This window comes from Microbacterium sp. 22296, assembly GCF_052045385.1.
In the GTDB taxonomy this organism is placed as follows: domain Bacteria; phylum Actinomycetota; class Actinomycetes; order Actinomycetales; family Microbacteriaceae; genus Microbacterium.
In genome coordinates this window covers 190,940-214,937 of sequence record NZ_JBQEOS010000003.1, presented here as the reverse complement: position 1 = coordinate 214,937, position 23,998 = coordinate 190,940, and the positions used below count along the sequence as shown (strand labels likewise).

At 67.3% G+C, this 23,998-nt stretch carries 23 protein-coding genes; 7 read left to right on the top strand and 16 right to left on the bottom strand.

The features are described from left to right. Nucleotides 1-25: 25 nt before the first annotated feature. Nucleotides 26-949 (bottom strand): metallophosphoesterase, encoded by a 924-nt coding sequence (locus ACTJJP_RS07400; RefSeq protein ID WP_440774377.1) that lies wholly within the window; start codon nucleotides 947-949, stop codon nucleotides 26-28. Further along, nucleotides 946-3,648 carry a transglycosylase domain-containing protein gene (locus ACTJJP_RS07395; RefSeq protein ID WP_440774376.1) on the bottom strand — a complete coding sequence of 901 codons (2,703 nt, stop codon included), beginning with the start codon at nucleotides 3,646-3,648 and terminating at the stop codon, nucleotides 946-948. The genes ACTJJP_RS07400 and ACTJJP_RS07395 overlap by 4 nt, the downstream gene beginning before the upstream one ends. A 117-nt stretch (nucleotides 3,649-3,765) precedes the next feature. Between ACTJJP_RS07395 and ACTJJP_RS07390 the strand changes: the two genes are divergently transcribed. The 3 genes from ACTJJP_RS07390 to ACTJJP_RS07380 all read left to right on the top strand — a co-directional run bounded on the left by ACTJJP_RS07390 (nucleotide 3,766) and on the right by ACTJJP_RS07380 (nucleotide 5,430). Next, on the top strand, nucleotides 3,766-3,984 hold the full coding sequence (locus tag ACTJJP_RS07390; RefSeq protein ID WP_440774375.1) for a hypothetical protein: 219 nt from the start codon (nucleotides 3,766-3,768) through the stop codon (nucleotides 3,982-3,984). After that, nucleotides 3,981-4,448: a RidA family protein gene (locus ACTJJP_RS07385; protein WP_440774374.1), complete on the top strand. Its 468-nt coding sequence runs from the start codon at nucleotides 3,981-3,983 to the stop codon at nucleotides 4,446-4,448. The genes ACTJJP_RS07390 and ACTJJP_RS07385 overlap by 4 nt, the downstream gene beginning before the upstream one ends. 160 nt (nucleotides 4,449-4,608) lie before the next feature. Next, entirely contained in the window at nucleotides 4,609-5,430 is an 822-nt protein-coding gene (locus ACTJJP_RS07380; RefSeq protein ID WP_440774373.1) for a hypothetical protein, read from the top strand. 119 nt (nucleotides 5,431-5,549) lie between these two features. On the opposite strand, the gene acs is transcribed toward ACTJJP_RS07380, so the two are convergent. Further along, on the bottom strand, nucleotides 5,550-7,517 hold the full coding sequence (acs, locus tag ACTJJP_RS07375; RefSeq protein ID WP_440774372.1) for an acetate--CoA ligase: 1,968 nt from the start codon (nucleotides 7,515-7,517) through the stop codon (nucleotides 5,550-5,552). A 441-nt stretch (nucleotides 7,518-7,958) separates the two neighbouring features. Between acs and ACTJJP_RS07370 the strand changes: the two genes are divergently transcribed. Together ACTJJP_RS07370 and ACTJJP_RS07365 are read left to right on the top strand one after the other, a co-directional pair. After that, on the top strand, nucleotides 7,959-8,942 hold the full coding sequence (locus ACTJJP_RS07370; RefSeq protein ID WP_440774371.1) for a TadA family conjugal transfer-associated ATPase: 984 nt from the start codon (nucleotides 7,959-7,961) through the stop codon (nucleotides 8,940-8,942). Then, nucleotides 8,939-9,838 carry a type II secretion system F family protein gene (locus tag ACTJJP_RS07365; RefSeq protein WP_440774370.1) on the top strand — a complete coding sequence of 300 codons (900 nt, stop codon included), beginning with the start codon at nucleotides 8,939-8,941 and terminating at the stop codon, nucleotides 9,836-9,838. The genes ACTJJP_RS07370 and ACTJJP_RS07365 overlap by 4 nt, the downstream gene beginning before the upstream one ends. 67 nt (nucleotides 9,839-9,905) lie before the next feature. Here the strand turns inward: ACTJJP_RS07365 and ACTJJP_RS07360 are convergent, their stop codons facing one another. The 5 genes from ACTJJP_RS07360 to ACTJJP_RS07340 form a co-directional block, all read right to left on the bottom strand. Beyond that, a complete protein-coding gene (locus tag ACTJJP_RS07360) occupies nucleotides 9,906-11,690 on the bottom strand; it encodes a recombinase family protein (RefSeq protein WP_440774369.1) in 1,785 nt (594 codons plus the stop codon). Next, nucleotides 11,687-11,986 carry a hypothetical protein gene (locus tag ACTJJP_RS07355; RefSeq protein ID WP_440774368.1) on the bottom strand — a complete coding sequence of 100 codons (300 nt, stop codon included), beginning with the start codon at nucleotides 11,984-11,986 and terminating at the stop codon, nucleotides 11,687-11,689. The genes ACTJJP_RS07360 and ACTJJP_RS07355 overlap by 4 nt, the downstream gene beginning before the upstream one ends. 128 nt (nucleotides 11,987-12,114) lie before the next feature. Next, nucleotides 12,115-12,273: a hypothetical protein gene (locus ACTJJP_RS07350; RefSeq protein ID WP_440774367.1), complete on the bottom strand. Its 159-nt coding sequence runs from the start codon at nucleotides 12,271-12,273 to the stop codon at nucleotides 12,115-12,117. A 252-nt stretch (nucleotides 12,274-12,525) separates the two neighbouring features. After that, nucleotides 12,526-13,263 carry a WhiB family transcriptional regulator gene (locus ACTJJP_RS07345; protein WP_440774366.1) on the bottom strand — a complete coding sequence of 246 codons (738 nt, stop codon included), beginning with the start codon at nucleotides 13,261-13,263 and terminating at the stop codon, nucleotides 12,526-12,528. After that, entirely contained in the window at nucleotides 13,260-13,811 is a 552-nt protein-coding gene (locus tag ACTJJP_RS07340) for a hypothetical protein (RefSeq protein ID WP_440774365.1), read from the bottom strand. Before ACTJJP_RS07340 ends, ACTJJP_RS07345 begins: the two co-directional genes overlap by 4 nt. Before the next feature lie 77 nt (nucleotides 13,812-13,888). On the opposite strand from ACTJJP_RS07340, the gene ACTJJP_RS07335 reads away from it, so the two are divergent. Continuing rightward, nucleotides 13,889-14,215: a hypothetical protein gene (locus ACTJJP_RS07335; RefSeq protein WP_440774364.1), complete on the top strand. Its 327-nt coding sequence runs from the start codon at nucleotides 13,889-13,891 to the stop codon at nucleotides 14,213-14,215. Nucleotides 14,216-14,626: 411 nt separating this feature from the next. Here the strand turns inward: ACTJJP_RS07335 and ACTJJP_RS07330 are convergent, their stop codons facing one another. The 5 genes from ACTJJP_RS07330 to ACTJJP_RS07310 form a co-directional block, all read right to left on the bottom strand. After that, on the bottom strand, nucleotides 14,627-14,980 hold the full coding sequence (locus ACTJJP_RS07330; RefSeq protein WP_440774363.1) for a hypothetical protein: 354 nt from the start codon (nucleotides 14,978-14,980) through the stop codon (nucleotides 14,627-14,629). A gap of 800 nt (nucleotides 14,981-15,780) precedes the next feature. Further along, nucleotides 15,781-17,340, bottom strand: coding sequence for a hypothetical protein (locus ACTJJP_RS07325; RefSeq protein WP_440774362.1), 1,560 nt, complete (start codon nucleotides 17,338-17,340; stop codon nucleotides 15,781-15,783). Then, nucleotides 17,337-18,128, bottom strand: a complete 792-nt coding sequence (locus ACTJJP_RS07320; protein ID WP_440774361.1) for a bifunctional DNA primase/polymerase — start codon at nucleotides 18,126-18,128, stop codon at nucleotides 17,337-17,339. The genes ACTJJP_RS07325 and ACTJJP_RS07320 overlap by 4 nt, the downstream gene beginning before the upstream one ends. A gap of 662 nt (nucleotides 18,129-18,790) precedes the next feature. Further along, complete coding sequence (locus tag ACTJJP_RS07315) at nucleotides 18,791-19,423, bottom strand: hypothetical protein (protein ID WP_440774360.1); 633 nt, start codon at nucleotides 19,421-19,423, stop codon at nucleotides 18,791-18,793. Between the two features lie 47 nt (nucleotides 19,424-19,470). Beyond that, the gene (locus ACTJJP_RS07310) at nucleotides 19,471-20,538 is read right to left on the bottom strand and encodes a GTP pyrophosphokinase (protein WP_440774359.1); all 1,068 of its coding nucleotides are present in this window, start codon (nucleotides 20,536-20,538) and stop codon (nucleotides 19,471-19,473) included. A 157-nt stretch (nucleotides 20,539-20,695) separates the two neighbouring features. Here ACTJJP_RS07310 and ACTJJP_RS07305 point away from each other — a divergent pair, with 157 nt between their 5' ends. Continuing rightward, nucleotides 20,696-21,544: an AbiJ-NTD4 domain-containing protein gene (locus tag ACTJJP_RS07305; RefSeq protein ID WP_440774358.1), complete on the top strand. Its 849-nt coding sequence runs from the start codon at nucleotides 20,696-20,698 to the stop codon at nucleotides 21,542-21,544. 15 nt (nucleotides 21,545-21,559) lie between these two features. On the opposite strand, the gene ACTJJP_RS07300 is transcribed toward ACTJJP_RS07305, so the two are convergent. From ACTJJP_RS07300 to ACTJJP_RS07290, 3 genes are all read right to left on the bottom strand, one after another. After that, nucleotides 21,560-22,441: a toll/interleukin-1 receptor domain-containing protein gene (locus tag ACTJJP_RS07300; RefSeq protein WP_440774357.1), complete on the bottom strand. Its 882-nt coding sequence runs from the start codon at nucleotides 22,439-22,441 to the stop codon at nucleotides 21,560-21,562. A gap of 99 nt (nucleotides 22,442-22,540) precedes the next feature. Next, a complete protein-coding gene (locus tag ACTJJP_RS07295; protein ID WP_440774356.1) occupies nucleotides 22,541-23,029 on the bottom strand; it encodes a helix-turn-helix domain-containing protein in 489 nt (162 codons plus the stop codon). 73 nt (nucleotides 23,030-23,102) lie between these two features. Then, the gene (locus ACTJJP_RS07290; protein WP_440774355.1) at nucleotides 23,103-23,813 is read right to left on the bottom strand and encodes a hypothetical protein; all 711 of its coding nucleotides are present in this window, start codon (nucleotides 23,811-23,813) and stop codon (nucleotides 23,103-23,105) included. Between the last annotated feature and the right edge of the window lie 185 nt (nucleotides 23,814-23,998).

The window sequence follows — 23,998 nt, the reverse complement described above, 5'->3', positions numbered from 1 at the left end:
CCTTCAGGCAGGTGGGGAGGACGCCTCAGCGAGGCAGCAGCGTGAGGAGCGTCGCCTCGGGGCGGCATCCGAACCGCACGGGCGCGTAGATCGAATGGCCCAGGCCCGCGCTCACGTTCAACGGCACGGTGCGTCCGTCGTGCGTCCATTCGCTGAGACCTCGGGCCTGGTCGAGCGGGATGTCGCAGTTGGATACGAGCGCGTTCCGGCTGAACGGCACGCGCACCTGTCCGCCGTGCGTGTGACCCGCCAGCAGCACGTCGGCGCCGAAGCCGGTGAAGGTGTCGAGCGTGCGTCGGTAGGGTGCGTGCATCACGCCGAGCGTGACGTCGGCGGCATCCAGGGTCTCGACGACCGGCGGGATCAGCTCGGGGTGGTCCCAGCCGCGGTGGCCGTCGTTCACGCCGAAGGCGGTCACACGCAGCCCCTTGATCTCCAAAGAGACCGCCGTGTCATCGAGGATGCTCCACCCGAGGTCGTCGGCGAAGAACCGATCCAGTGCGTCGACGTCGAGATGCTTGTGCGCCGGGAGGTGCCCCGACGGCCCGATGAAATAGCGGAACGGGTTGCGCGGAGCCGGCTCCTGGTAGTCGTTCGAGCCGTGGACCACCAGACCCGGTACGCCGCGGAGAGGGGACATGGCCGTGCTGACCCCGGTGAGTCCGTCGCGGTGTCCGAGGTTGTCTCCGGTGTTGACGACGAGATCGGGGGAGAGCTCCGCCAGACGTGCCATCCACTCCTGCTTACGGTGCTGCCACGGCGCCATGTGAGCGTCGGAGACGTGGAGCACACGGAGGGGCTCTGCGCCCTTCGGCAGCACCCGGAGCGCGTGATAGCGCACCGTGAAGAGATAGCGCTCGATGCCCACGCCCCAGATGGTGGCCCCGACAGCCGCCGCCCCCGCGACCCCGAGGGGTGCGAGGGCGGCGGTCACCACGGGGCGCGTCACGGGCAGGCCTTCGCCACGACCGACAGTGCGACCGTCGTGTTCTTGTTCGCACCGGTACCCCCGGCCGGGTTGGTGCTGACGACCTGACCCTCCGCCGGGGCGTTGGCATCCGTCTGACACGACCCGATCGAGACGTTGCCGTACCCCGCGCCGGAGAGAGCCGCACGGGCGGCGTTGACCGTCTGTCCGTCGACGTTCGGTACCGTCCCGCTCTGGCCGTTGCCGGGGTTGATGGTGATGGTCGAGCCGGCCGGGGCGGAGCCACCGTTGGGGCTCTGCGCGGCGACGGTGTCTTCACCGGAAGCGGAGTCGACGGGATCGCCCACCGTGACCCGGAATCCGGCGCCGGTCAAGGTCGAGCGCGCGCTGTCGATGCTCTGACCGACGACGTTCGGCAGGTCGCGCTGCTGTGTGCGCAGCAGGTTCGAGACGGGGTCCGGGAACCGGTCGCCACCGTAGAACTCGTTCGCGGCGCTCTGGATGTCCCGCGCGAGCACGTACCGCATGTCGCTCAGCTGGGTGCCGTTGAAGTACTGCCCGAACAGATCGACGTCGCCGTCCCAGTTGCCGACCCACACCGCGGTGGTGGCGTTGGTCGACGATTCGATCATCCAGGTCTCGTGGCCCTCGTGGGTTCCGGTCTTGCCCATCACGGCGGTGCCGTCGAACGGATTCGCCGTGGCACCGGTGCCGCCGCGGGCCATGACGCCCTGGAGGGCGTAGGCGGTGGTCGCAGCGATCTCCGGGGTCAGGGCCGGGGTGCAGGTGCGCTCCGGGATCGGGCGCTCCTCGCCGTCGGCGGTCGTGACCTTGTCGATGACCTTGGGCTGGCACTGGTTGCCGCCGTTGGCGACGGTCGCGTAAGCGCCCGCCATGGCGATGGGCGAGACGTTGTCGCTGCCGATGACCTCGTTGGCGTTCTGCATCTCGATGTCTTCGCCGGTCCCCTTGGTCACGCCGAGCTTTTTCACGACCTTGGCGATGTCGCACAGGTCGAGCTCCGCCGCCATGGCCAGGTAGCCGGTGTTCAGGGAGTCACGCGTGAACATCATCGGCGTCCCGACGTAGCCCTGGTTGCGCGCGAAGTTGTTGATGGTGGTGTTCTCCTGGTTGATCCAGTCCCCGGAACAGGAGTTCGTCATGTTCGGGACGGGCCGCAGGCGACCGTTCAGCGTCTCGTTGAGCGAGTGGCCCTTCTCGAGCCAGTCGACGAGCGTGAAGAGCTTGAAGGTCGATCCGACGCTGAAACCGATCGAGCCGCCGTTGTCGCGGTCGCCGGCGAAGACGATGGAGTTGTACGACGGGTCGGACTGCGCCAGCTCCGGATCCTGTGTGAACTTGGTGTTCTGCGCGATGGCGAGCACGCGTCCCGTCTTCGCTTCGAGGCTCACGGCAGTCGAGCCGAACTTCATCCCCTCGACGCTCTGAGGGGTGTTCTCGTTCATCGTGGTCTGCGCGGCATCCTGCATCCGCCAGTCCAGGGTGGTCTGGATGGTCAGGCCGTCCTGGCGCAGGGCGCGCACGCGATCGTCGGTCTCGGCGCCGAAGGCCGGGTCGTTCAGGATCGTCGAGACGACGTACTGGCAGAAGTACGGGGCGCCCGAGGAACCGCAGCCCTGCTCGGTCTCCGAGATCTTCGGGGTGATGGGCTCGACGGCGAACTGCACGTACTGCTCGTGCGTGATCTTGCCGTCGGCCTCCATACGGCTCAGCACGTACAGCTGACGACCCTTGGTCTCGCTGTAGCCGTCGGCGGCCGCGACGAGCTGCTCCTGCGTGATCTCGCCGTTGTCGCGCAGCGTGTAGAGCCCCTGGATGGTGCTCTGGTCGACGTCGTCGATCGAGCCGTCGGGCTGCTTGTTGTACGCCGTTCCGTCGGCGTCGATGATCGAGCCGTCGACCCGGTCGATGCGGAAGCGGTTGGGGTTCTGCACCATGCCGGCGAGGATCGCGGACTGTCCGATGTTCAGCTGCGAGGCCGAGATGTCGAAGTAGCGCTTGGCCGCGGCGTCGATGCCGTAGGTCACCCCGCCGAAGTTGGCGATGTTGAGGTAGCCCAGAAGGATCTGATCCTTCGAGTACTCCTTCTCGAGCTGGATGGCGTAGCGCATCTCCTGCAGCTTGCGCTGGTAGCCCTCGGCGCCCTCGGCCTGGACGGCGGCGGACGCGCACTCGATGAGGGCCTCGTCGCGGGTCTTGCCGATGGGGTCGGCGTCAGTGGGTTCGACGGCCTTGGCGTCGCGCTCGCAGCGCTGCACGAGCACGTTCTTGACGTACTGCTGGCTGATCGAGGACCCACCCTGCGTCTCACCGCTCGCGGCGTTGTTCAGCAGGGCGCGCGTGGTGCCGATCAGGTCGACACCGCCGTGCTGGTAGTAGCGGGGGTCTTCCGACGACAGGACCGCGTCGTACATGACCGGCGCGATCTGCTCGAAGGTGACGGGGGAGCGGTTCTGGTCGTAGAACTTCGCCAGCACCCGGTCGCCCGCCATCAGCGTCGTGGGCTGCATGAGCTCATCGGGCTGCAGATAGCTCGGCATCTTGTCGAAGATCGTGATGGCGCTGGAGGCAGCGGCACCGGAGACGGCGATGGCCGGCGTGACGGCTGCGGTCACCAGGAGTCCGGCGACCGCGCTGAGTCCGACGAGGCCCAGGATGCCGCCGAGGGCACCGCTAGCCGTACGTTTGTTCTCGGGCATAGGCTTGATGCTAAGCGACGTTGCTGGGCGATGCCTTGAAGGCGTGCGCTCGCGCGCGTACGCCATCCGTCCGTGCGCGCGATCGCTGCGCGCCGAACCATCGCCGGGAGCCCGACAATGACCACGTGGGAATACCTCACCACTCCGCTGCTGATCCACAACACCGCCGCCATCCTCAATAACTGGGGCAAGCAGGGGTGGGAGCTCGTTCAGGTGGTGACCGGTCCCGAGGGGGGACTCGTGGCGTACCTCAAGCGTCCGACCGGCGGCGGAACCGCCAACACCGGGCTCGGCGCCGCCGAGGCCGCTGCGCGTCAGTTCGAGGGTCAGCAGTGAGCGTCTCCGATCGCCTCGCCGCACTCGGCGTCGACGTTCCGGCCGTCGTTCCCCCCGTCGCCGCCTACATCCCGGCGAAGCGTCACGGCGATCTCGTGTACACCTCGGGCCAGCTGCCGATGATGCAGGGGGCCCTCCCGGCGACGGGCAAGGTCGGCGAGTCCGACGGTCTCGTCACTCCGGCGGACGCCAGGTCGTACGCGCGCCAGTGCGCGCTCAATGCCATTGCGGCGGCGGCTGCGGTCGTCGGCGGCGTCGACAACCTCGGCGGTGTGCTCAAACTCACCGGCTTCGTGGCATCCGTCCCCGACTTCACCGGCCAGCCGGCCGTCATCAACGGCGCGAGCGAATTCCTCGGCGAGGTCTTCGGTGAGGCCGGCGTGCACGCGCGTTCTGCGGTCGGTGTGCCCGTCCTTCCCCTGGACAGCCCGGTCGAGGTCGAAGTCGTCTTCACCGTCGTCTGATCACCGGCGGCAGCGCCAGGAAGCGAAAGCGTAACCTAGCGCGTCATTTCGGTTTTCAGAATATGCCCATCGAATGATTAGGGTATTTACGGGGAAGCGCACCCGCGCTCGCCTTCCACGTGATGTGGGGGGCACATTCTTTAGGGGAAAACGGGGAAAGATGAAGAACACGACGAAATTCTGGGCGGCCGGCGCAACGGCGCTCGCCCTCGCGGTCGGCGCCGGGATCACCGTCCCCGCCGCCTACGCGGCCGACATCACCGGTGATGTCCGGGTCACGCTGGACTTCACCACGGCCGACGAGGTCGCGGTCTCGGTCTGGGCGAAGAACACCTCGGCCGTCACCGCTTACGGCTCGGCGACGGTCGCCCAGACCAACGGGTGGGTCGAGACCTTCAGCGAGAAGCGCTTCGCGCCCGGTGAGACGTGGACCTGGGGGGCGACGTTCGACGGGTACGACTGCAGCGATCTCGACACCACCGCGGGTGTCGCGTTCGGTTCCTCCTCGCGCGGCGGGGACCCCGAGTGGACCTCGGGCATCATCACCGCCTGGGACTCGCGCGTCACCGTGATCGGTTGCGACCTGCCGCCGACGCCGACGCCGACGCCGACGCCCACCCCGACCGCAACGCCCACGGCGACGCCGACGGCCACGCCGACCGCGACGCCCACCGCGACGCCGACGGCCACGCCGACCGCTCAGCCGACGTCCACGCCGACGCCGACGACGGCCCCGACCGGTGGCCCGACTCCGACCGCCACGCCGACGGCCACCTCCACGCCGACGGTCGCACCCACCGCTACGCCCACGGCCACCGCGACCGCGGTTCCCGTGCCGGCCGGCAACGGGCAGTCCGGTAAGGGCTCGCTCGCGACGACCGGTATGTCCGGCGCCGCTCTGCTGCCGATCGCGCTGATCGCCGCCGGTGTCCTCGCGGCCGGTGCCTTCATCCTGCTGCTGCGTCGCCGCCGCTCCATCTGATGACGACGAGACGGGGCCGTTCGCATGAACGGCCCCGTCTTCGTGTCTGCGGGCGGTGACGCCGCGTCACTCGTCGTCGTGGGGACGTCCGGCCCGCCGGCATCCCCACGACGACGGCGTCATTTCACCTGGGCGCTGATCACGCTCATCACCGCGGTGTCGGCCAGCGTCGTGGTGTCGCCGACCTCGCGGCCTTCGGCCACATCGCGCAGAAGGCGGCGCATGATCTTCCCCGATCGGGTCTTGGGCAGCTCTCCGACGATGTAGACGTCGCGCGGGCGGGCGATGGGGCCGATCTGCTCGCCGACCCACCGCCGGAGCTCGTCGCCGAGTCCGTCGACGGGCTTCTGCTTCAGGTAGCGGCTCTTGATGATCACGAACGCGACGACCGCCTGGCCCGTGGTCTCGTCCGACGCCCCCACCACGGCCGCTTCGGCCACGCCCTCGTGCCCGACGAGGGCGGACTCGATCTCGGCCGTCGACAGGCGGTGCCCCGAGACGTTCATCACGTCGTCCACGCGCCCGAGGAGCCAGACGTCGCCGTCCTCGTCGAGACGCGCGCCGTCGCCGGCGAAGTAGTACCCCTTGTCGGCGAACTTGTCCCAGTACGTCTCGCGGTAGCGATCGGGGTCGCCCCAGATGCCGCGGAGCATGCTGGGCCACGGCTCCGTGACGACGAGCAGGCCCCCGCTGCCGTTGGCGACGGGTTCGCCGCTGTCATCGACGACGGCGATCGAGATGCCGGGCAGCGGGACCTGCGCCGAACCGGGCTTCGTCTCGGTCACCCCCGGGAGGGCCGAGATCATGATCGCGCCGGTCTCGGTCTGCCACCACGTGTCGACGATCGGTGTCCGGTCGGCACCGATGATCTCGCGGTACCAGACCCACGCCTCGGGGTTGATGGGCTCGCCCACCGATCCGAGCAGGCGCAGCGAGGACAGGTCGAACTCCTGGGGTACGTCGCGGCCGATCTTCATGAACGAGCGGATGGCCGTGGGCGCGGTGTAGAAGACGGTCACGCCGTGCTTCTCGATGAGTTCCCACCAGCGGCCGGGGTGGGGCGTGTCGGGGGTGCCCTCGTACAACAGCTGCGTCGCCCCGTTGGCGAGGGGCCCGTACGCGACGTAGGTGTGTCCGGTGATCCAGCCGATGTCCGCCGTGCACCAGTAGATGTCGGACTCGGGGTGGACGTCGTGCACGACGCGGTTGGTGAACGCCGCCTGCGTGAGATAGCCGCCCGAGGTGTGCAGGATGCCCTTGGGCTTCCCCGTCGTCCCCGAGGTGTACAGGATGAACAGCGGCGTCTCGGCGGGGAAGGCCTCGGCCTCGTGCTCGGCCGACGCCGACGGGACGACGTCGTGCCACCAGACGTCGCGGTCGTCGCTCCACTCGACGTCGTTCTCGCCGCGCTTGACCACCAGCACGTGCTCGACGGTCTCCTGGATGCCGGACCCGTTGCGGTCGGCGAGAGCTTGATCCACCGCGGGCTTGAGAGGGGAGACCTTGCCTTTGCGCCATCCGCCGTCGGCGGTGATGACGAGCTTGGCGCCGGCGTCGTCGATGCGGGAGCGCAGGCTGTCGGCCGAGAAGCCGCCGAAGACGACGGAGTGCACGGCGCCGATGCGGGCGACGGCGAGCATCGAGGCGATGGCCTCGGGGATCATCGGCAGGTAGATCGCGACGCGGTCGCCGCGCTCGATACCGAGGTCGAGGAGGACGTTCGAGAGGCGCTTCACCTCGTCGGTGAGTTCCGCGTAGCTGACGTTGCGCTGGTCGCCGGGCTCACCCTCCCAGCGCAGTGCGATGCGGTCGCCGTGACCCGCCTCGACGTGACGGTCGAGGCAGTTGTACGCGACGTTCAGCTCGCCATCGGCGAACCACTCGGCGAACGGCGGGTTGGACCAATCCAGCACCTGCGTGAAAGGCGTGTGCCAATGCAGGTCGCGCGCCTGTTCGGCCCAGAAACCCTCGCGGTCGGCGGCCGCGCGCTCGTAGAGGCCGCGATCGCCCACGGCATTGTCTGCGAACTCGGCCGACGGCGCGAACCGACGGGATTCGGAGAGGAGATGGTCGATCTGGCTGCTCATCGCGGCGCTCCTTCGCGTTACGTGACGCCCGCGTCAGCGCAGGGCGTCTTCACCCGCGCCACGCTATCGACCCCCTCCGGCCGGGGCCACCTCCGATAGTTGGCATCCGGAATTAGGCGAAACAGGTGATATATCGCTATGAATGGGTGCGTCGAGTTGGTGCGGAGTTTTCGGCATGCGTAATCTAGGGGTGCCCGAACATCGCTTCCGGCATTTGCGTCCGGGGGGAGCCCCCCAATATTCCTCCGGCCGCACGGCGGCATCCCTCGCCCCCCACTGACGGGATGCCGCCTCTTCTTCTGCCGCCCCGACGCCGATCGTGCGGAGACAGGGTGAGACGGTTCGGCAAGGCCTCTCCCCAGGGGGCTCGTGCCCCCGGTCGTCCACGGATAGCCCCTCGCAGCCGACGGCGGACCCGACACCGTCCGTACGGTCATCGGCATGTCCTCGCTCGCTCCGGTCCATCCGATCGACCCCGACCCCGCCTCCGCAGCCTGGCGGGATCCGGCGTTGGCCTTCCTTCGCCCGTTCCTCGACGATCCCGCCGTCACCGATCTCTTCATCAACGGCGACCGGGGCCTCTTCGTCGACCGGGGCGACGGCGCCGAACGCGTGTCGTCGTGGCGCGCGAGCGAGACCGAGGTACGCCATGTCGCCGTCCGCCTGATCGCGCTGGGCGGGCGTCACCTCGACGACGCCTCGCCGTGCGTCGACGTCCGTCTCCATCGAGGGGTGCGCGTCCACGCCGTCCTCGCCCCGGTCGCCGCGAGCGGCACGTCGCTGTCGATACGCGTACCGCGCTGGGACGCGCCGGATCTGTCGGATCTCGAGCGCGGCGGCATGCTCTCCGCTCCCCAGCGTCGGCGCCTTCAGCGCCTGGTGGAGCGACGTGAGAACGTGCTGATCACGGGGGCGACCGGGGCCGGGAAGACGACGCTGCTGTCCGCCCTGCTGTCGCACGTGCCGTCCTCGCAGCGCATCATCACGGTCGAGGAGGTGGCGGAGCTGCGCCCCGCGCACCCGCAGCACGTCGCCCTCGAAGCACGGCAGCCCAACATCGAGGGCACCGGCGGGATCCCGCTGACCCGCCTGGTGCGCGAGGCGCTCAGGATGCGGCCCGACCGGCTGGTCGTGGGCGAATGCCGCGGCGAGGAGCTCCGGGAGCTGCTCATGGCGCTCAACACCGGTCACGACGGAGGGGCGGGAACCCTCCACGCGAGCGGGCTCACCGACGTCGCTGCCCGGCTCGAGGCGCTCGGAGCGCTCGCGGGGATGGATGCCGTCGCGACGGCGCGACAGACGGTCAGCGCCATCGATGCGGTCGTCCACGTCGAGAGGGTCGATGGGCGACGGCGCGTGACCGGCTGGGGGCGCCCCGTCGTTCACGCCGGGCGCATCACGATCGAGCCCGAGCGGTGGACGTGAGAACCCTCGCGCGCGACGGCCTCGGCGCCCGTGCGGCGGATCCGATCGAGACCGTCATGCGCCTCGCGGTCCTGCTTTCGGCCGGGCTGACCCCGGCGAGCGCCTGGAGGCACCTCGCCGACACCGGAGACCCCGTCTGCCGCGCCGCCGCACACGCCGCTGCCGGGGGCGACGACGTCGGCGCCGTGCTCGCTGCGGCGGAGGGGTCGTGGGCGGACGTCGCGGCGATCTGGTCTGTCGCCGTCCACACGGGCGCGCCGCTCGCCGACACGCTCCGGGCGGTGGGCGGAGCGCTCCGCGACGCGACCGAGGTCGTCGCCGATGTGAGCGTCGCACTCGCGGAGCCCGCCGCCACGGCCAGGCTCCTGGGGTGGTTGCCCGTCCTGGGCGTGCCGATGGGGATGGCCCTCGGGTTCGACTCCGTCGGCATCCTGGTCTCCGACCCGGCGGGTATCGCCTGCCTCGCATCGGGCACCCTTCTGCTCGTGATCGCCCAGTCGTGGTCGCGACGGCTCACGCGCCGCGCTCGTCCGCCCACGGCGGTCCCGGGACTCCGCGCCGAACTGTGGGCGGTCGCCCTCTCGGGCGGAGTGTCCGCCGATCGGGCGCGTTCGCTGGTGGACACCGCGTTGGGTTCCCACCCCGCCGACGGCTCGCCCGACGACGCTGCGCAGACGGTCGCGTTCGCCGACCGCGCCGGGGTCCCCGCTGCGGAGTTGCTTCGCGCCGACGCGTGGCTCGCCCGACAGCGCGCACGGACAGCGGGGCGCACCGCGGCGGCACGGTTGTCGACGCGGCTGCTGCTCCCGCTCGGGATCTGCACGCTTCCCGCGTTCCTCCTCCTCGCTGTCGCCCCGATGATGCTCGGCATCCTGAGGTCCGGGGCCCTTCCGTGACCTCCCACCTCCCCCTCGATGTCCTCTCCCTCACCCTCTACCCCAGGAGTCCCCATGACCACCTTCCTCAACGCCCACCGTCCGCAGCTCCCCGCGGCCGCCCTGCCGCCGTTGACGACAGCGCGCGCCGGCGCGCTGTTCCTCGACGACCGCGGAGCCGCGACGGCCGAGTACGCCATCGCGACCATGGGGCGACGCCCGGTGCTGACTGGGCGTCCCGGTCGGCAGGAGTCGTGCCGGAGCCCTCCGACCCGCTACCGGACGACGGCACCCACAGGCGCGGGTCCACGACCCCCGAGATGACGAGCGTCTGCGCCTCGCCCGCGGTGATCTCACCGCCCACGACAACGGAGACCCGGAGAATCCGCACGACCTCCGCGCGCTCCGCCGCACCCATTGTCTGCAGACGGCCCCGCGCCCGTTCGGCCAGCGCGGCAACGTCCTGCAACGCCTGACCACGGGCCTCGGCGGACGACACAAGAGCCAGGTAGCCGGTGAGGCGTTCTCGCGCCGCGGTCAGTTCACCTTTCAGTTCCGACACCATCGCCTGCTGGCGACGCTCGTCGTCGGCCGTGTCCGCCATCAGGACGCCCCGCTCCGCCCGCGTCAACGCACGCTCCAGCTTCCCGACCTCCGCCTCCACCCCGGCGAGCGCCCGGGCGTCCGCCTCAGAGTCCGAGTTGTCGTCGGGCAGCGCAAGGTACAGGCGCGCCGCCTGTTCCAGCCGTGCGGGGTCGCCCAGCAGTTCGGCCACAGCCGCCCACACCGTGTCCTCGATGGGCTTCGCCCGAAGCTGCGAGCAGGTGCAACGCTCGTCACCCGCGGACGCGCGTCGCTTCGAACACCGGTAGGCACCCTCCCACGCCTCGCGCGGCAGGTTCACCGCGTACATGGCATGACCCTCGGTCGAGAAGACCCGGCCCGTCAGCAGCCGGGACACCGCGGGCTTGGCAGCGGTCCCAGTGATGCGGCGTTCGAGTGCCCGCACGACGGACCGGTGCTGCGCCACGGTGAACGTGGGGTTGCCGAGGTCGACCTCGACCGCGCCGCCGTGCACTGGGTTCCCCTGACGGTCCACCTTGGCCTTGTGGCGGCGCTGGCCGCCCGCCTCGCTGGCCTTCGGCGCGCCCCAGATCACTTTGCCCGTGGCGTTTGTGGCGTTGCGCCAGATACCGCGGACGACCTCCGCCGACCAGCGGTCCGCCTTGCGGGGCCGCACCCCGGCGTCGTTCAGTCGGTCCGCCAGTTGGTAAGCGTTGAGGCGTCGCTTCACCAGCAAGTCGTACCCGAGTCGGAGCACCTCGCGTTCGGCCTCGTCGGGGACCACGACGGAGGTGCGTCGCTGACCCTCCCGCCGGTAGCCGTAAGGGGGCTCACCGCCGGGGAGTCGGTTCTCGCGTGCTAGCGCCCGTTGTCCGGCGACGGTGTTCTCAATGATGGAGTCGCGGTCGAGGTTGGCGAACACCGCGGACATCCCGAACATCGCGCGCCCTGCGGGGGTGGAGAGGTCGAACGACTCCTGGAGGGAGACCAGGGACACCCCGAGTTCGAGCAGGTTCTCCATCTCCTTGATGGCGTGCCACGACTTCCGGGCGAATCGCTTGGTGTTGAGTACGACCAGGACGTCGAACTTCCCGGCTTCGGCGTCGGCGAGCATCTGCCGCCAGCCGGGGCGGTTGGCGTCGGTACCGGAGAGGCCCTCGTCGGCGTACTCGGTGACCAGGGTCCAGCCACGTCGTTCGACCTCTTCTCGGGTCTTGCGACGCTGCTCCGGCAGGGACGTGTTGTCTTTCTGCCCCTCAGAGGAAACACGGCGGTAGGTGGCTGCTCGGAGAGCCTTCGTGCTGCTCATCGGCGGGACTCCGTTTCGGTGGGGATCTGTGCGTTCGCTTCGGCGAGCACTTGGGAGGCGGCGGGCCAGCCGACCGGCTGAGTGAGGGTGAGGCCGTGGCTTGCGGCTATGGTGCGCAGGAGCGGGTAGACCACTCGCCAGGTGTCGACCGCTTCGTTTGCCAGGGCGCTGGGGGTGCCGGTGATGGGTGGGGTGGTGGCGGCGATGACGAGGGTCGCGATAGCCACCTCTTCGACGCTGAGCGCGGCGGGATCGTCGCTGACGGGGAGGTCGGGCGCCCGGTTCGCGCGCTTCACGTCCCGGAAGCAAGCGCGGCACCAACCCTGGCGGGCGGTGCCGCCTTTCTCGCGGAGAGCGAACGCGTCGAGCGGCTGCCTACGTCGGCAGCTGGGACAGAGCTTGGTCCGAGGCGGGTTCGCGGCGCTCACTGGTCCCACCCGATCAGCGTGAAGGTGCGCTCCCGAACCTCTTCGAAGTCCTCAGGGCTGGTGGGATCCGCGGCCCGCTCATTGGCTTCCTCGAAGTTCTCCAGGGCGTTCGCGAGCGCGGCCTCGGGGTAGCGGTCGAGTGAGTATTCGGTCATCGCGCGTCCGAGGATCTGCACCCAGGGCGCGTATCGCGGTTCGGCCGCGGGCGGGTGCTTCGATGCGCGCTTGCGGTCGACCGCTTTGCGCTCTGCGGGGTCAAAGAACCTCACCATGGGAGCGTTGGACGCGGCCATCAAGACGCTCCCTGACGGCGATTGATCATATCTTGAACCTTTCGAGGTTTATCTGCCTCTGATCGGGTATTTGTGTTCATCAACCAGAAAAACAGGCCGGGAAACGCCACACAATCAACCACGTCGGGTAGTTCGTCCCAGTTGCTGAACGAGCCTCGCCCCCAGGCGCGGGCTGTGTGCGAGCGCTCTCGACGCTTGGTCGAGGGGCACCCGTCCGGCGCGCACGTCGGCGGCGAGGGTTCCGACGTGGCGCACGTCGTGCCCCGGGCGGTACCAACCGCCGCGCGTCCTGCCGTCGCAACCGCATAGGCAATCCGAGCCGTCGCTTGGCGGGCGCTTCGGGGTCGCCCCCGTCAGGGTCACCACGTCCACAGCGTCGCGATGCCCCGCCCGGGCGGCGTGCACTCGACCGCCCCACACCCCGGCCGGTTCACGAGCGAGCCGCGCGTAGTTGCCGCACTGCGCGAGTAGTGGACACTCCGCGCACGCCTCAGCGGCAAGCCCCTGCTCCCGAGGGTCGTCCGACGTCCAACGGGTACCGTCCGGGCCGAGACAGGGCACCGGGACCGAGACCTCGCGCGCGAAGCCCAGGGCATCGTTGAGGACACCACGCGCCGCCTCCACCTCTCCGACCGTCGCGACCTTGCGCGTCGAGGTGACCGGCGGAACGCAGAACAGACACCCGGGCAGGCCGTGCTGGTGGCACTCCTCGGGCACGGACGGGGTCGTCCGTAACCTCGACGGCCCCGACGCGGGTCCGGTGGGGGTCGGTCCTGACGAGGTCACGGACGGGGCTTCCCCCGGAGTAGGCGACGGTCGTCCGTCGAGGCGACCGGGAACCGCCGCCGTCATTCCCTCACCCGCGGGGAACCCAGAGCCGCGTACACGGCTTCCTCGGAGGAGAGCGACTGATTCTCCGCCGCCACGTAGGTGACGTTCTTCGTCGTGTTGTTGATGGTCGTGCCGCCGCTCTCGCCGCCCGAGCCCACCACGCCCACCGAATCCAGGACCAACGTGTTCAGAGCCACCGAGTCGAAGGTCAGCGCGCCCACCGACGACGCCGGGAACTGCACCATCCGCTGGAACTCGTCGCCCACAGCGCCCTGCATCGACGCCAACCCCAGGACGAGACCCTCGCCGACGAAGACACCGAACGAGCGGAACAGTTTCGACGGTGAGGCGATGCCGAGTGTCTTCTTCGCCCAGTCGATGGCCCCGTTGACCACGTTCGAGATGGAGTTGATGACGTTCTGAGCCATCGAAGCAATACCGTTGCCGAGGCCGAGGATCAGGTCGCGGCCGGTGTTGTAAAGCCAGGAACCCGCGCCGGAGAAGAAGCCCATCACTCGACCCCACAGACCGCCGACGACGCCGAGGACCTGACCGACCGCTCCGCGCACGGCTGAAACGATCCCGTTCCAGATGCCGCCGACACCCGCACCGGTAGGCCCACGGGAGGCCGGGTACTCTGACGCCCATGTGGCTTTACATCGAAGGACAGACCGACCCCATCCCCGGCGCGGAGCGGGTCCCCGGGGAAGCTGTAGGCGACTACTGGTACAACCTCGAGACGGGGGCCACGGTCTTCATCACAACCAAACGGAAGGATGGCGAGACCCAGGAGACAGGTCGCCTGTACGTGTGGGCCACGACTCCAAACGCCCAGAGTGCTCCCGTCGAGGTGACGAGACGGTTTATGGACGACGACGCGAGTTACATCGAGTCGAAGAGCGGCACCAGGAACCGCGACGGCAAGCTGAAGAACGCCGTAGAGAAACTGAATGAGGCACTCGGGGTGGAGTGACCTCGCCCTCGTGACCGGGGCTCTAGTCGACATCGTCACCCGCGTGCCGTTCGCCATGCCACGCTGCTAACGCAGGCACCATCACTGCGTCTCCCGCGGGGCAGTCGCCAAAGTGCACGTGCGCGACGGGTGAGTCGCGGAACCAACCGAGCGTGAGAAGCCGGAGCAGCTGTTCCTCGTTCAGTTCGTCTGCCCACAGCAGCGGGCCCCCGCACGGACATTTCCCCTCGGCGATCTGTACGTGTCGGCGCGCAATTCCCTCCCGGATCGCGGGAGGCGCATCTTCGGGGACGGTCATCACTGCCAGCCGGTCGTTAGGTCGGCCGAGCGGCATCACCCACTCCTCACCGGGGCCGAGAGGCGGAGCGTACCCGTCGACCTCTACGGGCTCGAACGGATCGGACTCGCTGCTCACAGGTCGTCCTCGTCGGCACCGGGCGCAAGCGGCACGCGCTCGGCATCCTCACGCACCCAAGCGTCGATCTGGGCGCGGCGGGCCTCGTCCAGGTAGAACTGTGACCCGTCGAACCGCACGGCACCGCCCTGGCCTCCGATCCGCCCGAGGTCGTGGAGTACCGACTCGGCGGCGCGAGCTTCGACGTGCTCCTCGGGGTAGCCCTGCCCGAGCAGACGTTCGCGCCGGAACTCCACGAGTTCCTGCAGGTAGCGCGGCCCGAGCCGAAGCCACGCGGCCACCTCCGGCGCGCGTTTGGCGTCCTTCGTGTCCGTGGCGAGCTGTGCTGCGTAGTTGTGGTTCTCGCTCATTTCAGTCGACCTCCTTGGTCGTTGTGGTGGTTGGTACTGCGTCGGATGACAGGACGACCCCTGCCGATTTGGGTCGGAACCGCGAGCGGGCCAGCTTGTAGTGCGCCTTGCAGAGCCCGTTTCGGTTCGCATCTCGCTCGCAGTTCTCGACCCAACAACTGCTCCCCGAGGACGCAGCCGCAGCCGCCGCGGTGACCTCTCGGCCGTGAGACGGGATCCACGCGGCCAAACTCAGACCGGCGGAAGCCGCGACGCGACGGAACCGGTCGTAGTGCCTCGAGCACAGGCCCAGCGAATGCACCGTCCGGTCGCACACGCCGACCTGGCAACGCGGGTTCGGGCCTCGCACCGCCGACCAGCCACGCACCTCCTTCGTGTGCGAAGCGAGCCACTCGGGAAGGGCGAACGTCGAGCCGGTCATGCGGCACCTCCTTCGCGCGCGAAACAGCGCCAAACAGTGGAGGGTTTGTCTGCTCCGTGGGTGCCGGGGAGGGTGGTGACGCGGGTGACGTGAGACGCGGGACCTCTCTGGGGGGTGCCCTCTCGCGGGTTTCCTTCCCCTCTTATCGAATGGAGGGGGTAGGGAATCCCCGCGTTTCGCGTCATTCGCGTCACTGGAAACGGTTCCACCGCGTCATGACGGGCCGGAGGTGGTGACGCGAGAGGTGACGCGAGCTCGTTTCGCGTCACCATGGAGGCGTTTCGCGTCACCATCCGCGTCACCCCGCGTTTCGCGTCACTCGCGTCACCACGGATTGAAGTGAGGTGCGTGACGTGGGTCGCGGGTGCGTTCTTGGCGTTCACCAGGCCTCCTCCTCTTTGCCGATCAGCTCGCCGTCGTCCGTTTGGGGGTTGATCGTGCTGTCGAACACCCAGGCGCGGGAACGGCCGGTGCGGGAGCTTGTTGCGCGGATGCCGACAGCTTCGAGGGGGCCCGCCTGGCGGGTGAGCGCCCCGGCGAACGCTCTGCCGTCTTTTGGCCACCAGACGTGCAGGTCGCGGTCTTGTTCGTCGCGGTGGCGCGCTGCCCTCGCGTGGGCTTCGGTGGCGCTGTATTTCGCCGGGAGGGTCTCTTGGGCCAGCCAGCGTTGGATTGTCATGACGAACGGATCCGACTCGGCAGCCTCCACCATCGCGTCAGACGCCGCCCGGACGAACGCTGCCTCGACTGCTGGGTCGAGTGCGTGGAGTGCGTCGGCGAAGTCTGCCATTCGCGGTTTCCCGCCTTTTCGAGCCTCGCTCGCCGGGAGGTTGCGAAGGATCGTGGACAGGTCGGTCAGTACCGCTCCGAGGGTCGACGGGTGCTTCGCAACACGCTCCTCGGCGATCGCCTTCTCCGACCTCCGTTGCGTGGCCGGGATGGTGTCGCATTGAATTTGGATCAGTCGCTCGAGGGCGTCCGCTTTGAAGTTCGGGACCGAGAGGCCAGTGATGACACCGGTGCGACGGAACGACACGATGAACTGGTCGTTGTCGCTGTAGAGGGTGCGGCGTTCGTCGCTCGTCCCGGTGACCAGTCGCGACAGGCGGTCCGAGGTTTCCTCGGAGGCGCGGGACACGTTGTCGAACCCGACGAGGTACCGGTTGGATGCCATGGCCACTTCGTCGCGTTCGTTCTTTCCGAACGAAGAGCCGAGCTCGTCCCGGGGGTCGAGCACCGAGACCACGGTTACGGCTTTGGTGGTTTTCGAGGACCCGGCGCGACCGTGGAAGAAGAGCACGGGCCTCGCGATGTCGGGCAGGAGCGCGGCGGCGAGCCAACCGCGGGTAAGCATCCAGCGAGCGTCGGTTGCGGACCATCCGAGCAGTCCACGGAGGACGTCCGGCTGGCCCCCGGCCACGGGGACGGGGAGCGGGCGGGTGCTGTTCGCGAGGCGGAAGGCGACTCCGGCCGGCGGTGTGTCTTCGATTCGCCATCCGTCGCCGGTCACGACCACGCACAGGGTGTTGCCGGGCTGGGCTAGGTCGAGCACCACGGTGCCTGGTGTCGGACGTGCGGCTCGTAGGTGCAGCCGGACTTCCTCCGCCTCCCGCAGTGCGACCTGGTAGAGCGAGATGAGCGCTTGGGTGAGGGCGGCGCTGTTGACGGGTTTGCCGGTGCGGCGTTCGTAGTCGTACTGGGCTTGTCCTTTCAGCCCACCCTCGCCTTTCTCCGACAGCATGATCGGGCGTCGGACGCCTTGTCGCGGCACTGCGTACGGTTCGCCGTCCGGGGTGTGGAAGAACTCGTATGCGGAGTGCAGGAAGTCGAGGGTCTGACGGTAGGCGCTGGGCTTGTCTTCTTCCTTCGGCAGCTTGAGGCTGTGTTCCCGCGGGGTGAGGGCGCCGCTGGGACGGGGGCTCTGAATTTTGGGGCTCACGGTCGGGTTCCTCCGTACTTAGCGATTGCTCTGTCGAGGGCGACGTCCCATTCGCGGGCGGGGTCCTCGGCGGATGAGTGCGGGGTATCGAGCCATGCGCCTCGTGCGAACTCGAGTGCTTCAGGGACCCCGGGGTGTCCCTCGGTGGCGAGCTTCACGAGATGAATCTGAAACCGGAGCATTGCTTCGTGTCCGGCGAACGATTCGCCCGCGATCAGCGGGCGAACCGAGCGTGCGACGGCGTGGCTGAGGGTGCGACCGGTCCTGTTCTCCGCCAGCCACGTTCGCGAGCCGTCGCGGTAGGACGACTCTGCGGCTGCCTGGGTGCCGACTTTCCCGCCGCGGAGGATGGGGGGCGGTGTTGCGGTTATGGTCTGGGCCGGTGGCAGCAGGTAGGGGACGACTACATAGCCGCCGCCGCTCTTGCGGTCGACGCCGGGTAGGACGTGGTTCACCGATGTGGACGTCCCGGCGAACCAGTGGTGCGTTCCGAGCCCGGAGATTGAGGGGAAGCTGGGCGCGCCGTTAGCCATCAGGTCGACGTCGTACTGGGCGAGTGAGACGAGGCCGTCAGGTTTCCCGGGTTTGCGGTCGACATCGATGACGGTGAGGTGTGCGACCCCAGGGGCCACGGCAGGAATACCGTCCGGGTGGAGGTCGAACATGCGGTTGAGCGCGTGCTCGTTGATAGTCGCTCGGGATTCCCAGGCGGTCTCGCCAGCGAAGGGGGTTTTGTCGGGGCGCACGACGAAGCCGGGGTAGCCGTTCCGGGCGTTGTGCAGTGACACCTCCCGAGGGCTCACGTGTGCACCACCAGGAGGATGCCGAGGACACAAGCCCAGGACCCGGTTGCGATGTAAACGTCGAGCCAGGTCTTGGGGTTCACGAGCGCCCTCAGGTCGTCTCTGAACGTCGGAATCCGGGGGTCGTCCCGGTGCTCCGCAACGGCCCGCGTTCCGAGGGCGGTCACTTCGTGGCCTCTGTGGTCGCGTCGAAGAGCACGTGAAGGAGCCGTCGAAGGTCCTCCGGGGGCAGGGATTCGGCGCTCCAGTGAGCGGTGGCAATTGTGTGTCGCATGGTTGGCTCCGTGATGAACGGGCGCGTGTACGACAAACGCCCGTGGTTCCGTTGCTCACCGCATCTGATGACACGCGGTGAGCGACCCGGATTCCACGGGCGTGGGTTGCGACTGTCGGTTCTACCGACTCCCCGGAGCAAGGTGTCTTCTAGCCAGCTCTGGGGAAGCTGTTTTGTTGTCTATCTGTCCCCCTTCCACTACGCGCAGTACTTGTCAAGCAAGCCACGAAACTGGGAGCCAGCTGTGTGACTCCCAGTCACGTCACTGGCGAAATTCCGTGCGCAAGCGAGGCGCGGTAAAATTGGCCCGACCGGTTGGCTCCGGTTGCTGTCTATCTCGGCTGGCCCCCGTTTCGACGGGGGCTTCGTCGTATTATCGATTTGGGAACAGCAAACTTGTCGCTAACACAACAGCAACGGTTGTCGCGGCGGCAGTCGCGGCAGATGCAAACGCGGCACGACGCAGTCCACCTCCCTCCATTCCGACAGTCTGTACTGTCCGTTTTAGTCCCACGTCAATCAGGGGAGACTCAACTTCGACAGACGCGGGCCCTTCTGACACAAAGAAAAAGGACGACGAACCGTGTTTTCGTATGAGCTGTGGTCCGTAGTCGAAGTGGACCCAGCTCATCCCGGAACCTCCCATAGCGCCGTTATGTTTTATGTCGCCCGAGAAATCACCGACCACAACCGCACCACCGCGCACCTTCAAGGTGATTGGCTTGCCGCCGTCGAACAAGGTCGAGGGAATGTCGGCTCGACTATTGGACCGCAGGGTAAATTCGTTGAAGAACGGTAGCCGAACCTCGGTACCCTTCACCCTGAATTCAATGTCGCTCTCCGCCAGGTCGCCGCCGATGACGGGCTTGCTAGTATGACTCCACTCGATGCGGCGTTTCGGGTGAGACCGCTGGTAGCTGACCAACCACGTGACGAGCCCGGCCACGCCGAATACGACCGCCACGAGCACGCCCGCGATCGTCCACCCGATCCCTATCGCATCCATGTGGCAATGCTACCGAGTGGGGAAGCTCGACCCCTGGTGGTTTGGTCTCAGCCGAAGAAGTTGCGGTGCAATTCCTGGAAGCGTCCGAAGAACGCGGGGTTGTCCATGTGGGCAACGTGAACGAGCTCACTTTGCGGGTCGTCGCCTTGCATCTGCCTGTGCAGGTACAGATAGAAGAGGCTGACGCCGGGCGAGAGTGTGAGATAACGCCCGTCCCGATCGAGGTTGTCCGGCACCTCGTCCGCTTCGTAGAATTCGTCGATGCTCGGGCGCGTGCCGGGGTCGCCCAGCCATGCGATTGCAAACTGGACCAGCCCATCGAACTGCGCCTCAAGCGCTTCCTCAACTTCAGAGATCGCGCCCAGACCGACTTGTTGGAGTTCGGCGGCACGTCTGCTCGCGTACTCACTGGAAATGTTGTTTTCGATGGTCGCGCCGATCCCCGCAGCAATCGCCCTATCGGCACGACTCGTGGCACCGTTGGATGCTACGAGCGCCTCGATCGAGTCCTGGTCCACAGCAGCGTCGTCTCCACTCTCAATCGCCATCTTGACGAGGCTGGCGTGCCTCGTGGTCTCGTCACGAAGGGCATCGAATTCGTAGTCCGCTGTCTCGAGGAGACCAGCCAGTCGAGCGAAACGCCTCTTCAAGCCAGAAGGGATTCCAGACGGCGACTTGTAGCCGAGGTCATGCTCGATCTGGGCCCACGCGTGTTGGAGGATCGACCGAATCTGAACCTCGAAGTACATATCGGCGTAGGGCTTGTACTCGCCTAAGGTCGCGCGTGCACCGTTTAGCTTCACAACGAGGTGGTGGGAGAGGTAGCCGAATCGATCCGGGTCGAGCATGCTCGCCTTGTTTGACGACCGACCAGCGTCCACATCAAGATTCTCGGAGAGGATCTTCACCACCATGTCAACGTCGCTCTGCAAGTAGGTGACGACGCGCACGCCCAACATGTCGTGGAGGTCTTGGAACGTTTCGAACCGGCCCCCGCTGGCGTCGATCTTCTTGGTGGCGCTCTCCCTCGTTTTCACTCGGTGGCTGATGTCCAGCACGCCGACGTTGGTGGTGCCCAGGAGGTCCTGAATCAAGCCAACGATCTTGGGGCCCATCAGCGTGAGCACACCTGACAGCGGTTGATAGTCACTCTGGTGGCTTGGGTGCACGTGCCGATGATACCGAGGGCTTCGGCGACGGTGCACGACTAACCCTCCCGCACCCCGATGTCTGACCGAGTCCGTGGCCGGATGTGCCGACTAGGTTGACTTCATGGCTTCATTCTCAGAGCGGCACGGCTACAAAGAGGTGCGAACAGTGATGCAGCGCGAGACCCTTGACGACGAGTCTCGCCATACGATCTGGAACCTACTCGCCATTCTGCCTGGCGAGTTCGACAAGTACGCCGGCGACCGCACATGTAACCGCCTTCTCGACGCTGTGTGGGTCTGGTACTTCCGCGAGGATCGCGACGAGAGGCCTAGGGATTGGGCAGTCTGGGACAAGATCAAGAGCGCGGTCTACACGGCCGAGTGGAATGAGGTTCTAGATCTACTGGAGGCATTCACAAAGTATTGGGAGCAGAATGAGACTCCTCGGTCCGCCTCCCTAAGGCGTGTGTTCCAACGCATGCTTAATGAGATGTTTGAACGACATCTCGTCGGCTATCGGATGATCGGATCGGAGATAACGCCTATTGACTCCAGTACCGAGTCAGAAGCAATTGTAAGAGCAATAGATGACGCGTCCGTAGTCGGAGGCGCTCGTCATGCGTTAAATCGCGCAGTCGACCTTTTTGCAGACCGCACCACTCCTGACTACCCCAACTCAATCAAGGAGTCCATCTCGGCTGTCGAGGCCATCGTAAAGAAGGTGACTGGGGAGAGGACATTGGGGGCGGGCCTGAGGAAGATCGAGGCAGCCGGGCTAACCATTCACCCTGCACTCAAGGGTGCTTGGTCGCAAATGTACGGCTGGACGTCCGACGACGACGGCATTCGACACGGCGGGATTGAGGCCGCCGACGCGGACCAGGCACTCGCCAAATACGTGCTGGTCACTTGCTCTGCGTTCGTGTCTTACTTAACGGAAGAAGGCCGCAAGGCCGGCCTGCTCCGGTAGCCCGACTGATGCCGGTCATCCGTCTAATTCCTCGTCGCCAGAATCGTCGGGTGCTTGGTTGCGAGATCGCTCGGCCGCCTCCTGAAAGAGGGCTTGCTCGAGGATGTCTCGGTTTTGGGCATCACGGATCGCCTGTAGCTTCAGGGAGAGCGGAGAACCAGACGCTGCGTCTCTCTGGTGCTTCGCCTGAGCGCGGAGGTAACGTAGGGCGCTCGGGTTCCCGGCCAATACATTCTCGCGGAGCTCTGCGTTCTCGGCCAAGACCCCGGCGATTGACCGATACTCGCTCGCGGACAGGCTGCTGCTGCTGCTGCTGGCCGCAGGCGAACGGTGTCGGAGTTCGTTGGTCAGCCCGCGGATGGACGACATGATGTCCGTAAACATCTCGGACACGTCGGGCGGCTGGGGCTCGCTCACTTGCACATCGGCGCTCGGAATCTCTTGGATCTTCTCCTCGAGATCCCCCCACCACCGGTCGAAGTGTCGTTCGATGTTCATGGTGGGGTGAGCAATCTCAGCGATTGACTTCATTAGCCGCAGGAAGCCGGTCCGATCGGCGGGAACCCCGTTGAACTGCTTCAGCGGTTCCTCGAGGGCAGCTGGCTGGAAACCAAGAGTCACCGGGACAACGCGCGCGTCGTCATCGATCCGCTTTGCGAGAGCACCCGCTTCGAAGTTCAACCAAGGCGCGCTCATGTTCTCAGGCGTTACGCACAGCACGCCGAAATCTGTCTCGCTTAACCAACTGTTGACTTCGTTGTTCCAACGCTGCCCCGCTCGTATGTCCTCAGTAGAGCAGAAACACTCGACGTTCTGGATGACGTCGTGGATCCAGTCGCGCAGAGCGTCGGCCATGGCGCGGCTGCGTGGGCCGGACCAGCTGATGAATACCTTCACCTTCATGACACTAGCGGCGCATCGTGGCCGCACTCGGAGCTTCAGGTCGCCGTGACCGATGAGTTTCCCGGTGAAACCGGGACTCATCGCAGGGCAGGCTCATTCTTGTATGAGGCCAGGCCGGGGAGCGCCAAGCACCAGGCTCACCTGAGCCGCTGCCTCGCTGAACGTGACGATCAGCCCCTTTGCGTACTCCATGTCCGGTGCCGCCTTCGCTTCAAGCGTCGTGTACGACTCGTAGCCCTTGCCGTTAGCAGCCAGCGCCTGGTTCAGCGCGAGTCGGTCCCGAGGGGGCAACGTGGCACCCAGTTGGTCGAGGATCCGCTCCGCTTCGTCCATGATGCGGTCCGCCAGTTTGGCGCGGCGATGGCGCGCGTACTCGCTCATGACGCCCCGCGCCTTCGCCATCGCCTCGGGCGTGCCTGAGGAACCCTGGCCCGTCCGCGCGAACTCGACGCCCGGCGTTGCCTTGACGATCTCCGAAACCGTCCGCGCACTGATGCCCACGTCTCGCGCAACCGCCATGCGCGTCTCACCCGACCGCACAAGCTCGACTACCCGGCTCCGCACTTCGGGTGATGTCTTCACACCACTAGCCATTTGATGCACTTCCTATAGAGGGGCGGGCGGCGAGCGCGTAGCCCGCCGCCCCTCGAACGGTTTAGTAGCGAAGCGCCGGGGCGGGGTGCTCGGACTGGCTCAGACGGTCCAGCCGCTGCACCTTCTCGTCCAGCGCCACGTCACGCGACAGCGTCTCTTCGATGCCGAGCGCCGCGTAACCCGCCGGGTCCACCTTGTAGAGGCGACCGAGCGCGCCCACGGAAGCCGCACCCTCCACCGCGCCGAGCAGCACGTCACGCCACGCGGACACGACATTCGCGTCCTCCACGACGTCACGGGCGGCGATGGCCTCGGGCACCCCGAGGTCGACCAGGCGGGAGTAGACGAGCGCCCGCACCTCCTCGGCCACGCCCTCCGAGTCGCCGGATGTCAGCGCCTCGTCCGACACCTTGATCCAGTTCGCGATCGCCGCGAGACGGAGCGGCTGTGCCGACAGGATCAGCGCCTCCAGGGAACGGCCCGCGCGGATCAGGCTCGACACCTTCTCCCACTCCATCCGCTGGAGCGCCACGTCGTCGGCGTTCTTCGGGGCCAGCTTGCCCAGCACCTCCGCGATGCCGACGTTGGGGTCGGTCTTCGACTCCGCCGGGATCTGGGCGAGCAGCGACTCGCGGGCCTTTTCCAGCTGCGCGAGCCGCTCGCGGTGGATGGCGCTGTTCGTGTAGTTCGGGTTCTGGTAGTCCACGGCCACCAGGAGGGAGGAGCGGAACGTCAGGAAGGCCCGAACGAACGGGTCGGTGTTCACGGTCATTGTCTTTTCCTTAATCTGGGCGGGCCTCGCCCCGGTCGGACTCTCGTCCTGGGTGAGCTTCGGCCCTGGGTGACCCGGCGAACGTTCGCCGCCGGGAGCTTGGGAGCCCGCTTTAGGCGGCGGCTTTCTGGGTCGTGACGGACCAGGAGAACGGCGGGAGCACCGGCGGAAGCGCCAGTAGGCGC

Coding starts and splice junctions, on each gene's coding strand:
- ACTJJP_RS07305 (WP_440774358.1), top strand. CDS start 20,696: ATGGCTTCATTCTCAGAGCGGCACGGCTACAAAGAGGTGCGAACAGTG.
- ACTJJP_RS07395 (WP_440774376.1), bottom strand. CDS start 3,648: ATGCCCGAGAACAAACGTACGGCTAGCGGTGCCCTCGGCGGCATCCTG.
- ACTJJP_RS07310 (WP_440774359.1), bottom strand. CDS start 20,538: ATGGGCCCCAAGATCGTTGGCTTGATTCAGGACCTCCTGGGCACCACC.
- ACTJJP_RS07330 (WP_440774363.1), bottom strand. CDS start 14,980: ATGAGCGAGAACCACAACTACGCAGCACAGCTCGCCACGGACACGAAG.
- ACTJJP_RS07315 (WP_440774360.1), bottom strand. CDS start 19,423: ATGGATGCGATAGGGATCGGGTGGACGATCGCGGGCGTGCTCGTGGCG.
- ACTJJP_RS07290 (WP_440774355.1), bottom strand. CDS start 23,813: ATGACCGTGAACACCGACCCGTTCGTTCGGGCCTTCCTGACGTTCCGC.
- ACTJJP_RS07350 (WP_440774367.1), bottom strand. CDS start 12,273: ATGACCGAATACTCACTCGACCGCTACCCCGAGGCCGCGCTCGCGAAC.
- ACTJJP_RS07360 (WP_440774369.1), bottom strand. CDS start 11,690: ATGAGCAGCACGAAGGCTCTCCGAGCAGCCACCTACCGCCGTGTTTCC.
- acs (WP_440774372.1), bottom strand. CDS start 7,517: ATGAGCAGCCAGATCGACCATCTCCTCTCCGAATCCCGTCGGTTCGCG.
- ACTJJP_RS07345 (WP_440774366.1), bottom strand. CDS start 13,263: ATGACGGCGGCGGTTCCCGGTCGCCTCGACGGACGACCGTCGCCTACT.
- ACTJJP_RS07335 (WP_440774364.1), top strand. CDS start 13,889: ATGTGGCTTTACATCGAAGGACAGACCGACCCCATCCCCGGCGCGGAG.
- ACTJJP_RS07380 (WP_440774373.1), top strand. CDS start 4,609: ATGAAGAACACGACGAAATTCTGGGCGGCCGGCGCAACGGCGCTCGCC.
- ACTJJP_RS07390 (WP_440774375.1), top strand. CDS start 3,766: ATGACCACGTGGGAATACCTCACCACTCCGCTGCTGATCCACAACACC.
- ACTJJP_RS07370 (WP_440774371.1), top strand. CDS start 7,959: ATGTCCTCGCTCGCTCCGGTCCATCCGATCGACCCCGACCCCGCCTCC.